The 17,577-nt window shown below is 56.6% G+C and carries 19 protein-coding genes; 12 read left to right on the top strand and 7 right to left on the bottom strand.

The window, feature by feature from the left end:
- Positions 1 to 42 precede the first annotated feature (42 nt).
- Complete coding sequence (locus AACY02_RS17440; protein WP_339433016.1) at positions 43 to 972, bottom strand: LysR family transcriptional regulator; 930 nt, start codon at positions 970 to 972, stop codon at positions 43 to 45.
- A 198-nt stretch (positions 973 to 1,170) separates the two neighbouring features.
- On the opposite strand from AACY02_RS17440, the gene AACY02_RS17435 reads away from it, so the two are divergent.
- From AACY02_RS17435 to AACY02_RS17405, 7 genes are all read left to right on the top strand, one after another.
- Positions 1,171 to 2,115, top strand: coding sequence for a LysR substrate-binding domain-containing protein (locus tag AACY02_RS17435; RefSeq protein WP_401137122.1), 945 nt, complete (start codon positions 1,171 to 1,173; stop codon positions 2,113 to 2,115).
- Between the two features lie 225 nt (positions 2,116 to 2,340).
- Positions 2,341 to 2,559 carry a hypothetical protein gene (locus tag AACY02_RS17430; RefSeq protein WP_339433014.1) on the top strand — a complete coding sequence of 73 codons (219 nt, stop codon included), beginning with the start codon at positions 2,341 to 2,343 and terminating at the stop codon, positions 2,557 to 2,559.
- A gap of 127 nt (positions 2,560 to 2,686) precedes the next feature.
- Entirely contained in the window at positions 2,687 to 3,127 is a 441-nt protein-coding gene (locus tag AACY02_RS17425) for a hypothetical protein (RefSeq protein ID WP_339433013.1), read from the top strand.
- 303 nt (positions 3,128 to 3,430) lie between these two features.
- Positions 3,431 to 4,270: a glutathione-dependent disulfide-bond oxidoreductase gene (gene yghU, locus AACY02_RS17420; RefSeq protein ID WP_339433012.1), complete on the top strand. Its 840-nt coding sequence runs from the start codon at positions 3,431 to 3,433 to the stop codon at positions 4,268 to 4,270.
- Between the two features lie 186 nt (positions 4,271 to 4,456).
- Positions 4,457 to 5,698 (top strand): cation:proton antiporter, encoded by a 1,242-nt coding sequence (locus AACY02_RS17415; RefSeq protein WP_339433011.1) that lies wholly within the window; start codon positions 4,457 to 4,459, stop codon positions 5,696 to 5,698.
- A 167-nt stretch (positions 5,699 to 5,865) separates the two neighbouring features.
- Positions 5,866 to 7,059: a GAF domain-containing sensor histidine kinase gene (locus tag AACY02_RS17410; protein ID WP_339433010.1), complete on the top strand. Its 1,194-nt coding sequence runs from the start codon at positions 5,866 to 5,868 to the stop codon at positions 7,057 to 7,059.
- Between the two features lie 153 nt (positions 7,060 to 7,212).
- On the top strand, positions 7,213 to 7,899 hold the full coding sequence (locus tag AACY02_RS17405; RefSeq protein ID WP_339433091.1) for a phytanoyl-CoA dioxygenase family protein: 687 nt from the start codon (positions 7,213 to 7,215) through the stop codon (positions 7,897 to 7,899).
- Between the two features lie 113 nt (positions 7,900 to 8,012).
- Here the strand turns inward: AACY02_RS17405 and AACY02_RS17400 are convergent, their stop codons facing one another.
- The gene (locus AACY02_RS17400) at positions 8,013 to 8,354 is read right to left on the bottom strand and encodes a hypothetical protein (RefSeq protein ID WP_339433009.1); all 342 of its coding nucleotides are present in this window, start codon (positions 8,352 to 8,354) and stop codon (positions 8,013 to 8,015) included.
- 86 nt (positions 8,355 to 8,440) lie between these two features.
- Positions 8,441 to 9,079, bottom strand: coding sequence for an ATPase (locus tag AACY02_RS17395; RefSeq protein WP_339433008.1), 639 nt, complete (start codon positions 9,077 to 9,079; stop codon positions 8,441 to 8,443).
- A gap of 169 nt (positions 9,080 to 9,248) precedes the next feature.
- On the opposite strand from AACY02_RS17395, the gene AACY02_RS17390 reads away from it, so the two are divergent.
- The gene (locus AACY02_RS17390; protein ID WP_339433007.1) at positions 9,249 to 9,497 is read left to right on the top strand and encodes a hypothetical protein; all 249 of its coding nucleotides are present in this window, start codon (positions 9,249 to 9,251) and stop codon (positions 9,495 to 9,497) included.
- 135 nt (positions 9,498 to 9,632) lie between these two features.
- A complete protein-coding gene (locus AACY02_RS17385; protein WP_339433006.1) occupies positions 9,633 to 10,127 on the top strand; it encodes a PaaI family thioesterase in 495 nt (164 codons plus the stop codon).
- A gap of 179 nt (positions 10,128 to 10,306) precedes the next feature.
- Here AACY02_RS17385 and AACY02_RS17380 read toward each other — a convergent pair whose 3' ends face one another.
- Positions 10,307 to 12,502 (bottom strand): OsmC domain/YcaO domain-containing protein, encoded by a 2,196-nt coding sequence (locus AACY02_RS17380; RefSeq protein WP_339433005.1) that lies wholly within the window; start codon positions 12,500 to 12,502, stop codon positions 10,307 to 10,309.
- A gap of 103 nt (positions 12,503 to 12,605) precedes the next feature.
- Positions 12,606 to 12,824, bottom strand: coding sequence for a hypothetical protein (locus AACY02_RS17375; RefSeq protein WP_339433004.1), 219 nt, complete (start codon positions 12,822 to 12,824; stop codon positions 12,606 to 12,608).
- Between the two features lie 167 nt (positions 12,825 to 12,991).
- Between AACY02_RS17375 and AACY02_RS17370 the strand changes: the two genes are divergently transcribed.
- Positions 12,992 to 15,118: a TonB-dependent receptor family protein gene (locus AACY02_RS17370; RefSeq protein WP_339433003.1), complete on the top strand. Its 2,127-nt coding sequence runs from the start codon at positions 12,992 to 12,994 to the stop codon at positions 15,116 to 15,118.
- Positions 15,103 to 15,369, top strand: coding sequence for a hypothetical protein (locus AACY02_RS17365; RefSeq protein WP_339433002.1), 267 nt, complete (start codon positions 15,103 to 15,105; stop codon positions 15,367 to 15,369). The genes AACY02_RS17370 and AACY02_RS17365 overlap by 16 nt, the downstream gene beginning before the upstream one ends.
- A gap of 193 nt (positions 15,370 to 15,562) precedes the next feature.
- On the opposite strand, the gene AACY02_RS17360 is transcribed toward AACY02_RS17365, so the two are convergent.
- Positions 15,563 to 15,862 (bottom strand): hypothetical protein, encoded by a 300-nt coding sequence (locus AACY02_RS17360; RefSeq protein WP_221732576.1) that lies wholly within the window; start codon positions 15,860 to 15,862, stop codon positions 15,563 to 15,565.
- Positions 15,863 to 16,040: 178 nt separating this feature from the next.
- Entirely contained in the window at positions 16,041 to 16,484 is a 444-nt protein-coding gene (locus tag AACY02_RS17355) for a GNAT family acetyltransferase (protein WP_339433001.1), read from the bottom strand.
- A 402-nt stretch (positions 16,485 to 16,886) separates the two neighbouring features.
- Here AACY02_RS17355 and AACY02_RS17350 point away from each other — a divergent pair, with 402 nt between their 5' ends.
- Complete coding sequence (locus AACY02_RS17350) at positions 16,887 to 17,315, top strand: SPOR domain-containing protein (protein ID WP_339433000.1); 429 nt, start codon at positions 16,887 to 16,889, stop codon at positions 17,313 to 17,315.
- Positions 17,316 to 17,577 lie beyond the last annotated feature (262 nt).

Raw genomic sequence — 17,577 nt, 5'->3', positions numbered from 1 at the left:
GCAGGCAAAAAGTGAATCCACGTTTCGTCAATTGCGAACGATTCAATCAGACTGACTTGCATGGGCTGCCAGCATTTGCTCCCACGCTGGCGGGTTGCCGATCTGCTCGCAGAGAAAGCCAGCCAGCGCCAGCAGCTTGGGCGATGCGCGCAATGAACGTCGGTACACCATGGAGATATTTCCTGCGCGTGGTGCATAGGTCGCCAGCACCTCTTGCAACTCGCCGGCCACAATCGCTTGAGCAGCCAGAAACGTCGGCAGGATCGCTAGCCCCATGCCTGCCTTGGCGGCTTCCATTAACTGATGTGCATTGTTGGTGCGCATGCGACAGCGCACGCGAAATGACTCCAGCGTGTTATTCACCGGCAACATCCACATGCCGTGGGGCTCACGGTTCACATAGAGCATGGCGAAATGACGGGACAGCTCCTGTGGGGTTTGTGGAATGCCATGCGTGGCTAGGTAGTCTGAGCTTGCGCAGATGATATGGCGGTTTGGCGTGATGGTTTTCGCCACCAGCGAAGAGTCCGGCAACTCGCCAATGCGGATAGCGGCATCGTAGCGTTCTTCGTGCAAATTGACGTGACGATCATCGAACTCGACGTCCAGCTGCAAATCGGGGTAGCGCACCGCGAAAGCAGACAGAATCGGCGTCAGATAACGAATGCTGAATGCCATCGGAGCGGCCAGTCGCAAACTGCCACGCAGGCTCGACTGCGAGGACAATACCGCGCCCTCCGCGTCGTCGACATCGGCCAGAATGCGCACGCAATAGCGATAAAACACATCGCCAGTTTCGGTCAGTCGCGCGCGTCGTCCGCGCTCAAGCAGAATACTGCCCAAACGCCTTTCCAGTTGCTGAAGGCGTTGGCTGACCATCGACTTGGCAATGCCCAAGCGTCGCGCGGCTTCGGAAATACTGCCGGTGTCGACCACCGTGACAAAAGAATGCATCTCACAGAGTTTGTTCAAGTTCAGATCCAGAGAAAACCGCAGCGCGGGCGAGCTGTTGACGTCGTCGATACCACTTGCCGACCTTACACATGCGGTCATCGAGCGGCTGCAATCTAATGTCCGCGCAGCTCGCGGCACCAGATACAAAAAACTGACTGGTGTTTCCCATACAAGGGACGATCAGACTTGTATAGTTGGTGCCTTCTGTCTCAATGGATGTCGACCGTGCTGGATCTCAATGACCTTCAGTACTTCGTTATGGTGGTGGATCACCGAGGCTTCGCGCCCACCGCACGTGCGCTGGGTATTCCGAAATCCAACCTAAGCCGACGGATCGCTCTACTTGAAGAACGGCTCGGCGTGCGCTTGATCATTCGTAACACCCGCCATTTTTCGGTCACCGAGCTGGGGCAAATCTACTATGCTCATTGCCGAGCAATGCTCAAGGAAGCTGAATCGGCGGAAGCTGCGATAGCGATGACCCACGCAGAGCCTGGCGGGGTCCTGCGGGTCACCTGCCCCACGGTGCTACTAGAGGAATGTGTCGGCGCAATCATCTCGCGCTTCATGGTCAAGCACCCGCGTGTGGAGGTGCATCTGGAAGCCAGTGATCGTCAGGTCGATGTGGTTGCCGAAGGCGTCGATCTGGCGTTGAGGGTCCGTCCCCTGCCCTTTCAAGATTCCAATCTGGTCAGCCGCGTCATGTCCCAACGCCCCCAATGTCTGGTAGCCAGCCCGAAGCTTTTGAGCCGCTTGGGTACACCCGACCGGCCAGAAGATCTGGCGCGTTTGCCCAGTGTTCATCACGGCAGTCCACAACGCGATTACAGCTGGACGCTGTTCCATGCTGACGGCTCGGAGTTCACCCACGCGCACCGACCGCTGCTCATTACCAAAGGCCTGCTGATGTTGCGTTGCGCGGCTATCGACAGTGTTGGTGTCGCGCAGATGCCAATGTCACTGGTACACGATTACATCGAGCGCGGGGATCTGGTCGTGGTTTTGCAGGATTGGGCACCCAGAACAGAAATGATTCATGCCGTATTTGCTTCAAGACAAGGCATGCTGCCGTCAACACGGCTACTGCTCGATTTCATACTTGAGCAATTTCGTCTACTGGATGACCCGATGCGAGGCATGAAAAAGATACCGCTTGCTTAATGGCTGGCTTCTGCTGCAAAACCTCGAGTGCAGACAAGCCGAGCAACGTTGCAAACAAGGTGTTTGGGCGCATGATGATATTCATCCCGACAGGGTCTGGTTAAAACAGATTTAGCCGTTGGAAAGGTGCAAAGTTTCTGCAACGTCGATTCAGCGATTTAAAGAAATATCGAACGCTAGCCTCAAACCGCCCCTCCAACGATTACACCCATGGAGGTCTGCGATATGAACAGCAATGACGACAAAACCATGAATGCCCAGCCCACCGACGCTTCCGGGAAACCGGTGAATGTGGTCGAACGTGATCTTGAAGACAAGGACGGTGACACCAGAGCCGTGGATGAGGTGATCACACCGACTTCGACCCGGGTCAAAGAGCAGGACGCGGAGACGTTAAAGCGCAAAACCGATGAGATTGAACGCAAGGTAGCGGACGGGAATTGATTTTTTCGCCGTATCAGGTGGATCTACCTCACCATCCTGGCCCCTCTCCGAGCATGAGCGCAGGGATCTGTGCGCTCATGCTCGCCCTTCTGCATCGCGGGTCTTCAACCTATTGAGTTGAATTACAGTGATTAAACCACGCTATGCCAAAGGCTCCGGCCAAGCGCCAGCGCACCTGGCATCGATCAACGCTGCAGACTCACAAACCGGCGACCTGGTTTTTGCCGGCGCTGTTGCCGGCCAGCGCCACGTTTCCTTCGCTTCGCATGCAGAGTTGCTGGCCATACTCAACGCCCTCATCCTCGAGCGGGTACCTTTTGCGGTCGGCGGCATGTGCCCGGGGCCGGCGGATGAAGTCGGCTTGCTGATCGCCAATAAAGAACTGGCCGGCCCTTACCTCGAGCTGTCCTGGACTGGCCCGCAGCAATGGCTTGTGCGCCAGATCGGATACGCCTCAAGCGAATGGCAACAAGTCCCTGACGCGTGTGAAATCGCCAATATTTCATTTAGTGAAGAAACTCTCATCAGAAACATACTGGCCCGCCATTCGGAAACGGACACCCGTTGAACATTTCGAGAAAAGCAGCTCGGCACCACTATGACCCAAAGCGTTACACCGCCCCATTCGCGCGAGGTCTCGACACTGTCCGCTTATTGTTGGGCCCGCGAGCCCGACTCCAGCGTCGAAACTGATACCCCCGATACAGCCGCAAAGCATCAGTGTCATAGCGGTATTGAGTTCAGATGCCCGGCAGAAGCGGTCTTTCACGCAGGCATCAGCTCAAGAAATGCGGAATTTTTTTGTGACGTAAGCGACAAACACGCTACGGTGTCCCTCTGTTCTCAGCCAACAATCGACGAGACCAATGTCATGAGCAAAACGCCCTACGTTCCGCCCCTGGTCTGGAAAAACGAAGCGCCATCCGGCGGTCAGTTCGCCAGCATCAACCGCCCGACTGCCGGCCCGACGCATGAAAAGACGTTGCCGGTGGGCAAGCATCCGTTGCAGCTCTACTCGCTCGCCACGCCCAACGGCGTGAAGGTAACGATTCTGCTGGAGGAACTACTGGCGTTGGGGCATACCGCTGCCGAATATGACGCATGGCTGATCCGCATTAGCGAAGGCGATCAGTTCTCCAGCGGTTTTGTCGAGATCAATCCGAACTCGAAAATTCCTGCCCTGCTCGATCGCAGTGTCGAGCCGCCGATTCGGGTGTTCGAGTCGGGCGCGATCCTGCTCTACCTCGCAGAAAAATTCGGCGCCTTGCTGCCCAAAGATCCGGCAGGACGCACAGAGACGCTCAACTGGCTGTTCTGGCAGATGGGCGCAGCGCCTTATCTGGGTGGCGGATTCGGGCATTTCTACGCCTATGCGCCGGAGAAAATGGAGTACCCGATCAACCGCTTTACCATGGAAGCCAAGCGGCAACTGGATGTACTGGATCGGCGTCTTGCCCAAAGTCCTTACCTGGCCGGCGACAGCTACACCATCGCCGACATCGCGGTCTGGCCGTGGTACGGGCAACTGGTGCGCAACAATGTCTACTCGGCGGCGCAGTTTCTGGCCGCTCACGAATACACTCATGTGCAGCGCTGGGCAGAGGACATCGCCAAGCGGCCAGCGGTCATTCGTGGGCAGCGCGTCAATCGGACATGGGGCGATGAAGCGAGCCAGGTGCCCGAGCGACATCAGGCTGGCGATTTGAATTAAGCCACCGGCGCAACACTGCTCTGGTTAATGGCGGCCGATCAAAAACTCATTTGATCGGCCGCCCACGCAAACATTTACTCGCATCTTTCATGAGTGGCATTTGCGGGTGCCCATATGGCATCACGCAGAACGCAGAAGGTGCCAGTGTCCAACCCCCACCCGGTGCGCCTGGGAGACATCAAACCCATGCTGGACATCATTGCAATATTTCTCTGCATCACCGCGACCCTCGCCTACCTCAATCGTCGTTATGTGGGGCTGCCCCCGGCTATCGGCGTGATGGGCATTGCTTTGGGCCTCTCGCTATTGAACATGGCCTCTGATGCGCTGGGCTTTCACACGTTGCACACCATCGAACAATCATTGATCGAGTCCATCGACTTTTCCGAGTTACTGATGCAAGGCATGTTGTCCTTGCTGTTATTTGCAGGTGCATTGCATGTCAATTTGTCGGAACTGCGCTCCTACAAATGGCAAATTGCATGCCTGGCCGTCGTTGGTACAACCCTATCGACGCTGATCATCGGTTTTGGGCTCTGGGAACTGCTGTCCCTGACCAACCTTGAGTTACCCCTTGCATACTGCCTGGTGTTCGGCGCGCTGATTTCGCCAACCGACCCGATTGCGGTCATGGGCATCCTGGAATCAGCAGGTGCCCCCCGCAGTGTTGAGGTGGTGATTTCGGGTGAGTCGCTCTTTAACGATGGCGTCAGCGTTGTGCTGTTTTCGCTGATACTGGCAATGATTGCGAGCGGTGAAACGCCCTCTTTCAGCGGTGCGTCGCTGGTTTTGCTGAGGGAAGCGGGTGGCGGCGCGCTTTTAGGAGCTGCAGTCGGGTACATCACGTACCGAATGCTCAAGAGTATCGACAGCTATCAGGAAGAGGTTCTCATCACGCTGGCCGCTGTGCTCGGCGGCTATGCCCTCGCCACGTCTTTGCATGTTTCGGGGCCATTGGCGATGGTGGTGATGGGATTGATCGTGGGGAACCAGGGACGCACCTACGCGATGTCTGAAAAAACCGAAAAAAACGTGGATATGTTTTGGGAGCTGATTGATGAAATTCTGAACGCGTTGCTGTTTGTACTCATTGGCCTGGAAGTTGTTCTGATTCAGTTCTCCAATCCTCTGATTGTCACGGGACTGATGGTGATCATGCTGACTTTATTCTCGCGGCTAATGACGGTCGGGGTTCCGATTGCAGTTCTGGGCGAACGTTTTCGGCTACCAAAGGGCTCATGGAGCGTGATGACGTGGGGCGGCCTGCGCGGCGGCATTTCGGTGGCGTTGGCGTTGACACTGCCGCCGGGAGAGGCTCGTGATGTCGTGGTATCGCTGACCTATTCGGTCGTGGTGTTTTCGATCCTGGTCCAGGGCATGTCCATAGGCAAACTGGTCAAACGCGTGATTCCATGCACCGACCGATGAAGTTCGCTCCAGCCTTGGGCCATGGCAAACAGGCCCATCCACCGCCATATGAAGCGAAGGCACTGAGCTGAATTGCAAAAACCTCACACTCAGTCGGCCAACGCGCCCATTCGCCATGAGCGGCAATAAAAGATAGTCTTTGGCCCACATCCTTGAAGCGTCACCCCATGACCAATCCCGAGTTTTCACCCGACATTGAAGCCATCCGCAGCATTGACGCGGTGCCCGTGATCCTCCGCATGGTCAAACACCTGACCGGCATGCGCTTCGCGGCAGTTGCTCGCGTGACTGAAAGTCATTGGGTGGCGTGCGCTGTCGACGATTCGATTGATTTCGGTCTGCAGCCTGGCGGCGAACTGGTACTCGAATCGACCATCTGCCATGAAATCCGGCAACACAAGCAGCCGGTCATCTTCGGCAAGGCCAGCGAACACCCTGTCTTTTCACTTCATCACACACCGAAAACCTATGGGCTGGAGAGCTACATTTCCATTCCGATCGTTAAGGCCAATGGCGATTTTTTCGGGACGCTGTGTGCCATCGACTCACTCGCGGCCAATGTCGAGGAACCGGCCATTACCCAGACGCTCACACTGTTCGCGCAGTTGATTGCCATGAACCTCGACAGCCAACGCCACCTTCACGCCACCAGAACCGCGCTGGACACTGCCAATGAACTGGGCAGGCTGCGCGAGCAGTTCATCGCGGTACTGGGGCATGACCTGCGAACGCCGCTGAGCGCCATTCGCATGAGCACCGATCTGCTGGAAACCAAAACCGAAGACAAGCGCTCACTGAAGTTGCTTTCGGCGATCCGCAAAAGCTCTGTGCGCATGGGTGTGCTGATCGAAAACATCCTCGATTTTGCCCGGGGACGGCTGGGTGGCGGGATTCCAGTCCAACGAAAACTGGTGGATGACTTGCAGCAAACACTGCTGATGACGCTTGAAGAGGTTCAGGCATCCCACCCGCACGCAACGTTCATTCACGCGCTGGACGTGCCGGCAGGGGTCTATTGCGACGCATTGCGTATCAGTCAATTGCTCTCCAATCTGCTGGGCAATGCAGTCACTCATGGCTCAACCACTGCACCGATCATCCTCAACGCCTATTCCGAGAGCAACGACATTGTCATTACGCTGACCAACCAGGGCACGCCGATTCCGGCGCAGTTGATGCCGCTGTTGTTCGAGCCCTTTTCCCGGTCCGAAGCCGGACAGCGCTACGAGGGTTTGGGTCTAGGGCTCTATATCGCATCGCAGATTGCGGCGGCGCACAACGGTACCTTGAGCGTCACCTCGGACCTCGAAACGGGAACATGCTTTGCGGCGAGATTCCCGGCTCAGTTCAAATGGGCTTGACCAGGCGCCACGCACTTACGCCGTCTGAAGGAGATTCGTCAGGATCTCCGCCCCCTGATCGATAAACTGCGGCAACAGCGCCGCCGAGCGATCTGGCGCTTGAATCAGTCAATGGCTATACCTTCTGTGCTGCGACATCCTGCCGAGGAAACCATGACTGAGCGTGAACAACTGCATCGCGATGGCTATGCCCTGCTCCGACACGCCATCCCCACCGAATGGCTGAATGAGCTTCGCAGCGTGTTCGATGCGAACGTGATGCCCTCAGATCAGTGGCCAACCCCGCGAGGCGCTCAGTGGCGCCATTCACTATTGGACCTTGATCCAACGATTCAGGCTGTGTGTCGCTTGCCGCTGTTGCTGGCCGTGGCAGGCGAGCTGATCGCGCAACGGTTTTTCCTCGCGCAAGTGGAGGGTCGCGAACCGCTCGCGGGTAACGGATATCAACCGTTGCACCGCGACTTGTCGGCGCAACGGCCGGGCGACATGGTCAACGCTCTGGCTTTTTTCGACGACTACGGCCCTGAAAATGGCGCGACGCGTATCGTCCCCGGCAGCCACCGACCTGAGCCGGAGCCATCGCCCTTGGACTTCAATGATGAGTCGCGGTCTGTGCAGCTTTCAGGCGGCGCTGGTGACATTCTGGTGTTTGATGCGGATCTGGTGCACGCGGGCAGCCTGAACCTGAGCGGGGCACGCCGGCGTAGCGTCCTGATCAGCTTCCGTTCGGAGTCGTTGTATGCGTCGCATCTGCAAACCTTGAGCCTGCGAGCCGTGCGGATGGACACCCGCGAGCGCTTCGAACCTTGCGGCTTGTATTCATTCTCAGCGGGCACCTGATCGCCAGACAGCGAGCAAAAAAAAGCCCCGCGACCGAATGAAGGCGCGGGGCAAAAAATTGGTTGGTTGCGGCCAACCAAAGGAGCTCTTTTACATACGGCTACCGGGCGAAATCAGATGCAATCCTGAGCGGCCCGTTCAAAAGTCGATGGCAGGAAGTTCGAAGCCAGCAAGTGGCGCTCATAAAGAAACACCTTGCCGCCACTGCCGGCCTTGTAGGCTTCCAGTACGTTATCGGCCGCCACCTTGCTCGGCACCACGATCCGGAAGCTGCGCTGGGTCTGCGAGACGGTCGGGTTCAGCGCACTGCCCTGCAATTTCGGTACGACGCAATCGGCGTACTGTGCGGGCGTCTTGCTGGTCTGCAAGGTCAGGGTCGGGTCGTTTGGCGCGCTGGCGCAGCCGCCGAGCAACAAGGTCATGAGGGCCATGGCTGGCACGAATAAAAGACGCATCAGTGTCATCCTGAAAATAAAAGTTCGGTTCAACCGGCAACGGTCTCGCTTCACCGCGTCGCCGATGCCATTGATGTGTTAGGTGCTCAGCTCGCGGACACCAAGGCCTTGAGCGAGTTGTCGAACTGCTTCAGCGCGCTGAGTTGCAAGTCACGTTGTTTCTCGATCTGCGCGGCAATTTGCAGCGGTGCCTGGTTGTGTACCCAGGCCGAGGGCAGTTGTTTTTCCACCGCGCCTTCAGCTTTGCCGATGTATTGCAGGTCGACATCGTAGAAACGTGCAGTGAAACGCGCTTCGACCAGGCTGTTGCGTTGGGTCAACAAGCGATTGAACGTGTCGAGTTTGACCACAACATCCGGGTGCGCCTGCACCAAGGCATCGAGGCTGTCGTAAACGGTTACCGACAGAAACTGTTGTTGCAACGAACTCATCAACCAGTCGATGGCCAGTTCCGGATCAGAGCTTTCGAGGAAAGCTTCGCGAATCCGCGAGTCGAGCGCATCTTTCGCGCCGTTGACCGCCATGGCGTGGTAACGCTCAAGGTATTGCAGGTTGTCCCGAGTGTTTTCGCTGTACAGCACACCGACGGTTTGCGAGCGCTGCAACGTGGCACTGCTGCCGGTAATCGATTGAAAGTGACACGAGCGGGCATCGTCTGCGTAGGTCGGTGCAGCGGCAGCGCTCATCAGCAGGGCGGCCAGTACCAGTCGGGTCAACGTGTTCATCGCGCAAATTCCTTGAGTTGCGTATTCGATGGAGGCGATTTTCCGCCTCTTGCCGACAAAGCAGAACTTGCGTTTCTTGATGGTGACTATTACTTCTAGCAATAGTTACGCGCCTTGCAGACTGATACACACTCAATACAAATAGAAAAACATGAATGAGGAAACCTTCTTGAGAACGTTCGACCTGATCCGCGACGCCGTTCTACCCGATTTTCGCGAGCGAGTGTCTGAATACCTGGTCCAGTACGAAAGCGTATTGCTGGATAAAACCATCTCCGATCCGCAGTACATCCGCGATACCGCCCATCAGTTGCGCGGTTATCTGCGCGGTCTGAACACCACGCGGGTATTGGGGATGGCGTATTGGGAGGAACTTGATCGACGGGTTGTCGATACGTGGCTCGCTCCCGAGCAATGACCTGCGGTGCCGATGCGCTGCACATCAATACGCGTTCGGCGAAAACGGCCCTAACGCTTACAATCGCCCCTCCGACCGGCCTTGCAAGAAATGCCTGCGTCTGACCGGACTCACCACGCCAGGATGACCAACCCCATGTCCAGCCTCGACACCTCCCTGCAAGACAGCGCCGCGCCTGAAGGCGTTTGCTACGGCTGCGGCGGCCGCAATCCGCACGGGTTGCACATCAAAAGCCACTGGCATGAAGACGGCGTGCATGTCCTCGCCGAGCATATGCCGGACGCCAAATACTGTGGTTGGCCGGACCTGGTCTACGGCGGTTTGATCGCGATGCTGGTCGACTGCCATTCCAACTGGACGGCAATGGCCTATCACTACCGTGCGCAAAATCGCGAGCCTGGCACCCTGCCCCGCATTGACTGCGTGACCGGCAATCTCGGCATCAAGTTCATCAAACCGACGCCGATGGGCATCGCGCTGACCTTACGGGCAAAAGTCGAAGGCGAAGTCGGGCGCAAGACCCGGGTGATCTGCGAGGTGTTTGCGGGGGAGGTGCTGACAGCGGTGGGTGACTCGGTGTTTGTGCGGGTTGATACGGGGCAATTGGCCGATGCTGCGCATGGTCGCTAAGTATTGGCGGCTGGAAGAAGTGCCAATGCGTATGAAAGAGCAAGTGACCCTTTTCCTGCGCGCAATCGGCGGTGGCGACCTTGAATTGAAGTGACCCGATTCGACCTGATCAGACCGTCAACCGGTGGCAAGGAAGCTTGCTCCCTCGCCACCGGTCATCACGGCCACGGTTTACAGGATCAGCCCTTCACATTTGCCCGCGCCGAATGCAGCTTCTTGTAGCTCTCGATCAGACGCAAATGCCGATCCAGACCTTCCAGTTTCAGACTGGTTGGCGTCAGACCATAGAAGCGCACGCTGCCGTTTACCGAACCGATCGCCGCGTCCATCCGCTCGTGACCGAACATACGGCGGAAGTTGGCTTCGTAATCGGCCAGTTCCAGGTCTTCGTCGAGCTCCATTTCCAACACCACGTTCACGGCTTGATAAAACAGGCCGCGCTCAACGGTGTTGTCGTTGTATTGCAGGAAGGCTTCGACCAGATCTTTGGCCTGATCAAACTTCTGCAAGGCGAGGTAGATCAGCAGGCGCAGCTCAAGAATCGTCAGCTTGCCCCACGGCGTGTTGTCGTCGAACTCGATGCCGATCAGCGTGGTGATATCGGTGTAGTCGTCCAGCTCGCTTTTTTCCAGGCCCGTCGCCAGGTTTCGCAGGCCGACTTTGCTCAGGTTGTGCAGGTTGAGGATATCGGCGCGAAATTGCAGGGCTTTGTTGGTGTTATCCCAGATCAGGTCTTCGACCGGATAGATTTCCGAGTAGCCCGGCACCAGGATGCGGCAGGCCTTGGCGCCAATGTGCTCGTAGACCGCCATGTAGGCTTCTTTGCCCATGTCTTGGAGGATGCCGAACAGTGTGGCGGCTTCTTCGCCATTGGAGTCTTCACCTTGGCCGGAGAAGTCCCACTCGACGAATTCGAAGTCCGGTTTGGCGCTGAAAAACCGCCACGACACCACACCGCTTGAGTCAATGAAATGCTCGACGAAGTTGTTCGGCTCCGTCACGGCCTGCCCCGAGAAGGTCGGCTGCGGCAAGTCGTTCAGGCCTTCGAAACTGCGCCCTTGCAGCAATTCGGTCAGGCTGCGCTCCAGCGCGATTTCAAGGCTCGGGTGCGCGCCAAACGACGCGAACACGCCGCCGGTGCGCGGGTTCATCAAGGTGACGCACATCACCGGGAATTCACCGCCCAGCGACGCATCCTTGACCAGTACCGGGAAACCCTGCTCTTCCAGTGCCTTGATACCGGCCAGAATGCTTGGGTATTTCTCCAGCACGTCCTGCGGTACATCCGGCAGCGCCATTTCGCCTTCGAGGATTTCGCGCTTGACGGCGCGCTCAAAGATTTCCGACAGGCACTGCACTTGCGCTTCAGCCAAGGTGTTGCCGGCGCTCATGCCGTTGCTGAGGAACAGGTTTTCAATCAGGTTGGACGGGAAGTACACCACTTCATTGTCCGACTGGCGCACAAACGGCAGCGAGCAGATGCCGCGCTGAGTGTTGCCGGAGTTGGTGTCGATCAGGTTCGAACCACGCAACTCGTCATCGCGGTTGTAGATATCGAGGCAGTAGGGGTCGAGGATTTCACTCGGCAATTCGTCTTTCGGGCCGGGCTTGAACCAGCGTTCGTCCGGATAATGCACGAACGGCGCATTGGCGATCTCTTCGCCCCAGAACTGATCGTTGTAGAAGAAGTTGCAGTTCAGGCGCTCGATGAACTCGCCCAGTGCCGAGGCCAGTGCGCCTTCTTTGGTCGCGCCCTTGCCATTGGTGAAACACATCGGTGACTGTGCATCGCGAATGTGCAGCGACCAGACGTTGGGAACGATGTTGCGCCACGAAGCGATTTCAATCTTCATGCCCAGGTCGGCAAGGATCCCCGACATGTTGGCGATGGTCTGCTCCAGCGGCAGGTCCTTGCCGGCAATGTAAGTGCCCGCCTGCGAATCCGACATCGGCATCAGCAATGCCTGAGCATCGGCATCGAGGCTTTCGACCTCTTCGATGATGAACTCAGGACCGGTCTGTACGACTTTCTTCACCGTGCAACGGTCGATCGAGCGCAGGATGCCCTGGCGATCCTTGTCGGAGATGTCCGCCGGCAATTCAACCTGGATCTTGAAGATCTGGTTGTAGCGGTTTTCCGGGTCGACGATGTTGTTCTGCGACAGGCGAATGTTATCGGTAGGAATGTTGCGAGTGTCGCAGTACAACTTCACAAAGTAAGCCGCGCACAGGGCCGACGACGCGAGGAAGTAGTCGAACGGCCCCGGTGCCGAGCCATCGCCCTTGTAGCGAATGGGCTGATCGGCGATCACCGTGAAGTCGTCGAACTTGGCTTCAAGTCGAAGGTTGTCGAGAAAGTTGACCTTGATTTCCATGCGGGATTACCAGAATACGGCTAAACGAATGGCGGCCATTATCCGGTTTTTGAGCGGGAAGTCTTGTGCTTTCGGGGTTGGCCGCCAGGTGGCGCCACCCAATCTATTGGCCTTGTGCCCGGCCTACGCCCTTGGTGAATACGCTGCCCGCATCCCGTACCAACTGCCGCCACTCGGTGCTGCTGATCAGTCCTTGTGCCTCCATATTGTCGGCGGCCTTGAGCAACTCGTCATACTGCTGCTCCGGGTCCATCTGCGAGTTCGCCTGAGTCGCCAGTTCGCGCCACGCTGACAGTAATTCTTTCTTTCGCTGCTCGAACATTGGGTGATCTCGTTTGGGACTTGCTAGATAGAAACAAGGGACACCCCGCCGGTTCAGCGCAGTCGACGGGCGGCGTCCTGGGCAAAAACCGAATCGCCATGTGTTTCCTTCGTTCTTTCTTGCGTCGCACTGTTCATTGCCCGTTTCTCTTTGCTGGAGTTCTCTCGATGCCCTCGCCTAAATCCCTGCCCACTGCCCTGCTGAGCCTGGCCCTCGCCTGCCCGGCCATGGCCGAGACTCAAGGCATTGAGTTGGGACAGGTACTGATTTCGGCAGAGGATCGCAGCGCTACGCACGCTTCTGTTGAAGACGCCAAGGCCCGCTTGGAGCAAGTGCCCGGCGGCACCAACGTGGTCGACATGCGTCAACCGTTGCAAGGTCGTGTGGCGAGCAATCAGGATGTGCTGGCTTATCAGCCGGGGGTTTACGCGCAGTCGGCGGGCAATGAAGGCGTGAAGATTTCAATCCGTGGCTCGGGCATCAACCGCGCACCGGGCGCCCATGCGTCGGGGCTGTACACGATGCTCGACGGCCTGCCTCTCAGCGGCCCCGGCGGCACACCGTACGAATTGCTCGAACCGTTGTGGGTCGACCATGTGCAAGTGCTGCGCGGGGCAAACGGTTTTGATCGTGGTTCGCTGGCGCTGGGCGGTGCCATCGATTACGTCAGCCACACCGGCTACGACGCGCCGACACTGCAAGTGCGTTACGCCACCGGTAGCCATGGCTATCAGCAGCGTCAGGTCAGTTCCGGACAAGTGCTGGGCGACTTCGATTACTACCTATCGCTGACCGACTCGAACGCCGACGGCTATCAGGATCACACCGCCAGCGAGAGCAAAGGCGTGATCGCCAACGTCGGTTATCGCTTCAACCCGAACCTGGAAACGCGGTTCTACATCCGCTACCGCGAGACCGACAACGACCTCGCCGGGCGCGTGACCAAGCACGTCATCGAACACGATCCTCGCGCGGCCAACCCGGCTTACGTGTCCCGCGACGACAGCCGCAAACAGCCAGGCAGCACCTTCATCGGCAACAAAACCACGTTCTACATCGACGACGATTCGAGCATCCAGACCGGTCTCGTCTACCACGATTACCCGATGGACCTGCGCGAAGGCCCCAACCGCCTGAAGGTCGCCTACACCGACGTCAGCGGCACCTTCGACTACAAGCGCCGCGACACCCTGCTTGGCATGGAAAGCCGCAGCAGCGTTGGCCTGCGCGTGACCAAACACCTGCCCAACGACGGCGCCAGTGAATTTGTACGAATCCCCACCGGTAATACGGCCCACTACGCGCCCGGCACGCGCATGCGCAACTTCACTTATCAGGGTTCGGACACCGTTCTGCATGTTGGCAACGACCTGGAAATCGCCGACGACCTGTGGCTGACCACCGGCCTCGCCGCCATCTACACCCGTCGCGAAAGTGCCGTCACCTACCCCGACGGGGGTGGCAAAACCAGCATGAACGACTGGGACTACGCCCCGCGCCTCGGGCTGCGTTACCAGATCGCGCCTGAGGTGCAAGTGTTCGGCAACCTCAGTCGCGCGGTCGAGGCGCCGCACCCGTGGTCGCTGATCTACAGTTCCAACGTGCGCTTCCCGGCGGGTAACGGCGCCGCCACCGGCACCCAGAAAGACCCGATCAAACTGCAAAACCAGACCGCCACCACCCTGGAACTCGGCGGACGCGGCGACAGCGTCCTCGGCGAATGGAGCCTGGCCTGGTACTACGCACACGTGCGTCACGAATTGCTGTCGGTGCTGCCGGACGCCAACGCGGTAACGCCTTACGAACTCAATGCCAGCCCGACCATCCACCAAGGCGTCGAAGCCAGCCTGAACAGCAAACTCTGGTCAGCCGCCGATGGCCGACAGTTGAGCCTGCGTCAGGCATACACCTTCAGCGACTTCCACTATCGCGATGATGATCGTTTTGGCGACAACCGTTTGCCGGGGCTGCCGATGCACTACTACCAAGGGGCGTTGCGTTACGACTGGCCGCAGGGGTTCTTCGCTGCTGTGAATACGCAACTGGTGTCAAAAGTAGCGGTGGATTACGCCAACAGCTACTACGCCGATCCGTATGCGCTGTTTGGCGCAACTGTGGGTTACAACGCGCCGAAGGGTGACTGGCAGACTTGGGTGGATATGCGCAATCTGACCAACAAGCGCTATGCGGCGACGGTCACGCCGGGGTATGACGACAAAGGGCTGGATGCTGCGCGGTCGACGCCGGGTGAAGGGATGGGGGTTTATGTCGGGGTTTCGTGGAGTTTGCTCTGAAGCCAATCAGCGGACTGATGAGTGAGGTGCAGATGGAGCGCCAATCAAAACTGGAAATCGAGCGCGCCGCCTATGACAACTTCCTCCGTCTTTGGGATCTCGGCGAGTTCGAGGGCCAGCGTTTTGGCCAGGCTTTCTATAACTACTTCCGCTTGCATCGAATTACCGATCAGACGCTTTTGCACCGGCTCTACAATACTGACGGCAAACAGGCGTTAAAGGTAATTGGCAGCGTATTTCAGATCCCGTAAGCCTTAGAATATTCAGGCTTGGCATGCATTGAATGTAATACGCACTTTGCTCGAAATAAAAACTGCCCGACCAGCCGTTGTAAAAACAAGTTCTCAAGCAAAACCAGAGCAATTAAGCAATCAGGAAAACCCTTAAGTGGGCCTTGATAAAAAAGAGCGCGTGCGAGTCAATAGAAACCACGCGCCTCCTTGTTTAGTGCAGATTTAGCAATGCAAACAGTCCGACGATTACCATGAGTACCGAGAGGTACTGCATGGGCACAAAAAACAACGTGTGCTTTTTGCGAAAAACCACTTCGCCACCGGTGGCTGGATCAATATAGGTTTTGCCGGGTGCATTATTCAGCTTGTGGCCAATATAAGCATTGGCAGCCGCCGCAACCAGTAAACCGATACCGACACCAAGACCATTGGGAAGCCCGGCGAAAGATATCAAGCCCACCAAAGGAAAAAGAATAGAAAGGATGCCCCAGCCTTGCCAGATAAGAAACATAACGTGTCCCTGTTAATTTTTAAGGCGCGCAATCTAACAACAATCAGCCGCCTCAGCAACATCTAGCAATATATTATGCAGATCACAGCGATCATTGCTTTCCGAGAGCCGCCAAAGACACTAAAGCGTCCCGTCTTTACGCACTGTTCCTCGCTCTTCGGCTTTGGCAGAGCGTAATTTATTCCCTGGGTATCGTGATATTCGACTCGATCTTCTTCCCCATACTGATACGCGGTTCGGTCGAGTAGCCCAGAGACTCGTAGAAGCTTTTGACGCTTTCATTTGTGCTGACGATCTGTAGATTGATTTTCATACAGCCACGCAGGATCAAAGCGTTCTCAGCATGATGTACAAGTTTTGCGCCCAAGCCTTTTCTACGATGGACCGGATGCACTGCAACCGCATACAACCACCCACGATGGCCGTCGTACCCCGCAAGAACGGTACCGACAACCTCATCCCCTGCCAGCGCCACAAAACAAAGCCCATCCGTAACGGCCAGTTTTTTGTCTATGACAAGGCTGGGGGTGTTATGCGCGGTTTCGTAGCCGAAAACAGCTTCCCATAGCGCCATGACGGCGACGCGATGGTGCTCATTTGAGTAGTTGGCAATAACATCCATGGCGCAGCCCCTGAGTCGAATGGGACGACTCTATCTCTCTGTGAAGCCTTTGTCCATTGGACTCGTTGGGTCGAAAGCGGCTCAATGCCGACAGAGTGCTCTGTGTCATTGCATGGATTTGACCACACTTTTGCACTCGACTTGATCTGTTGTTCGCGTCGTATTTGACCTGCACGATTCGTGGCCTTGACCGGCAGAGGTCGGCCAAAAGCAGACCATGGACACGCTGCTAATGCGCCAGTAATGTGTGCCCAAATCATGTCGCGTTACCTCACATCTGTTGCGTTTCTGGCGCGACACTCAAGCCGAACAAGGGTTACACATGGACAAGGAACGTTATCAGACGCAAACAGCGGAAAATATTATGCCACTTGTGTCGTCTACTTATAGTCAGGCATAGCCATGAATACCTTCGAAACGAATGAAAAGTTAATTGCCGAAGGCTGCAGCACTCAAAACTTCGCAATCAACAGCATTGGAAGTGACGTGTATTGCCTGTGCAATACAAATGGTTTTTGGTCAGTTTTTTATACGGAGCGCGGGATAGATCACCCTCCAATATTCAGCTCGATATCCGAAGAAGAAGCTTGTAATTTTTTCTATGACCACGTTATGAAAATGGAGCATTGGCACCTCGTAGGCTTTTACAAGGACAACAACTTGGTAGAAGCCATGGAATCTAAGCTTTCTAACCTTGGAATCCGATTTGTGCGCAATGACATACCTGCATACCAAGCACAAAACGACCCAAGATTTCGGATATTTATAGTGGGTAAAGATATTTTCAGATTCAAGGATGTATTCGGTGAGCCGTATATCAGCTATGCCTAACAAGGCGCTGAAATCGCTCATTTCATTCGCTGGGACGGCGCGCCGCCCCCCCCTTAGTTTACTCGTTGGTCAGCGTCCGCTATGGGTCCAGGCTGTGTGAAAACGTTTTAGAGCTAGTTTGAACGTCAGAACCGCGTAAGCGTCTGGCCAAGTCACCTTCAAAACTCCAGCATTAAGGGCGATGGTGTCCGCGTATTTTTAAGCGGACACCATCGCCCTTAATCGCCAGGATTTTCATGCGCCAACGAAGCTCTTATCCCAA

This window comes from Pseudomonas sp. EA_65y_Pfl2_P78, from assembly GCF_963970495.1.
In the GTDB taxonomy this organism is placed as follows: Bacteria; Pseudomonadota; Gammaproteobacteria; order Pseudomonadales; family Pseudomonadaceae; genus Aquipseudomonas; species Aquipseudomonas baetica_A.
Note: the sequence above shows the minus strand (reverse complement) of the source record. Positions and strands in the feature narration are given on the sequence as shown.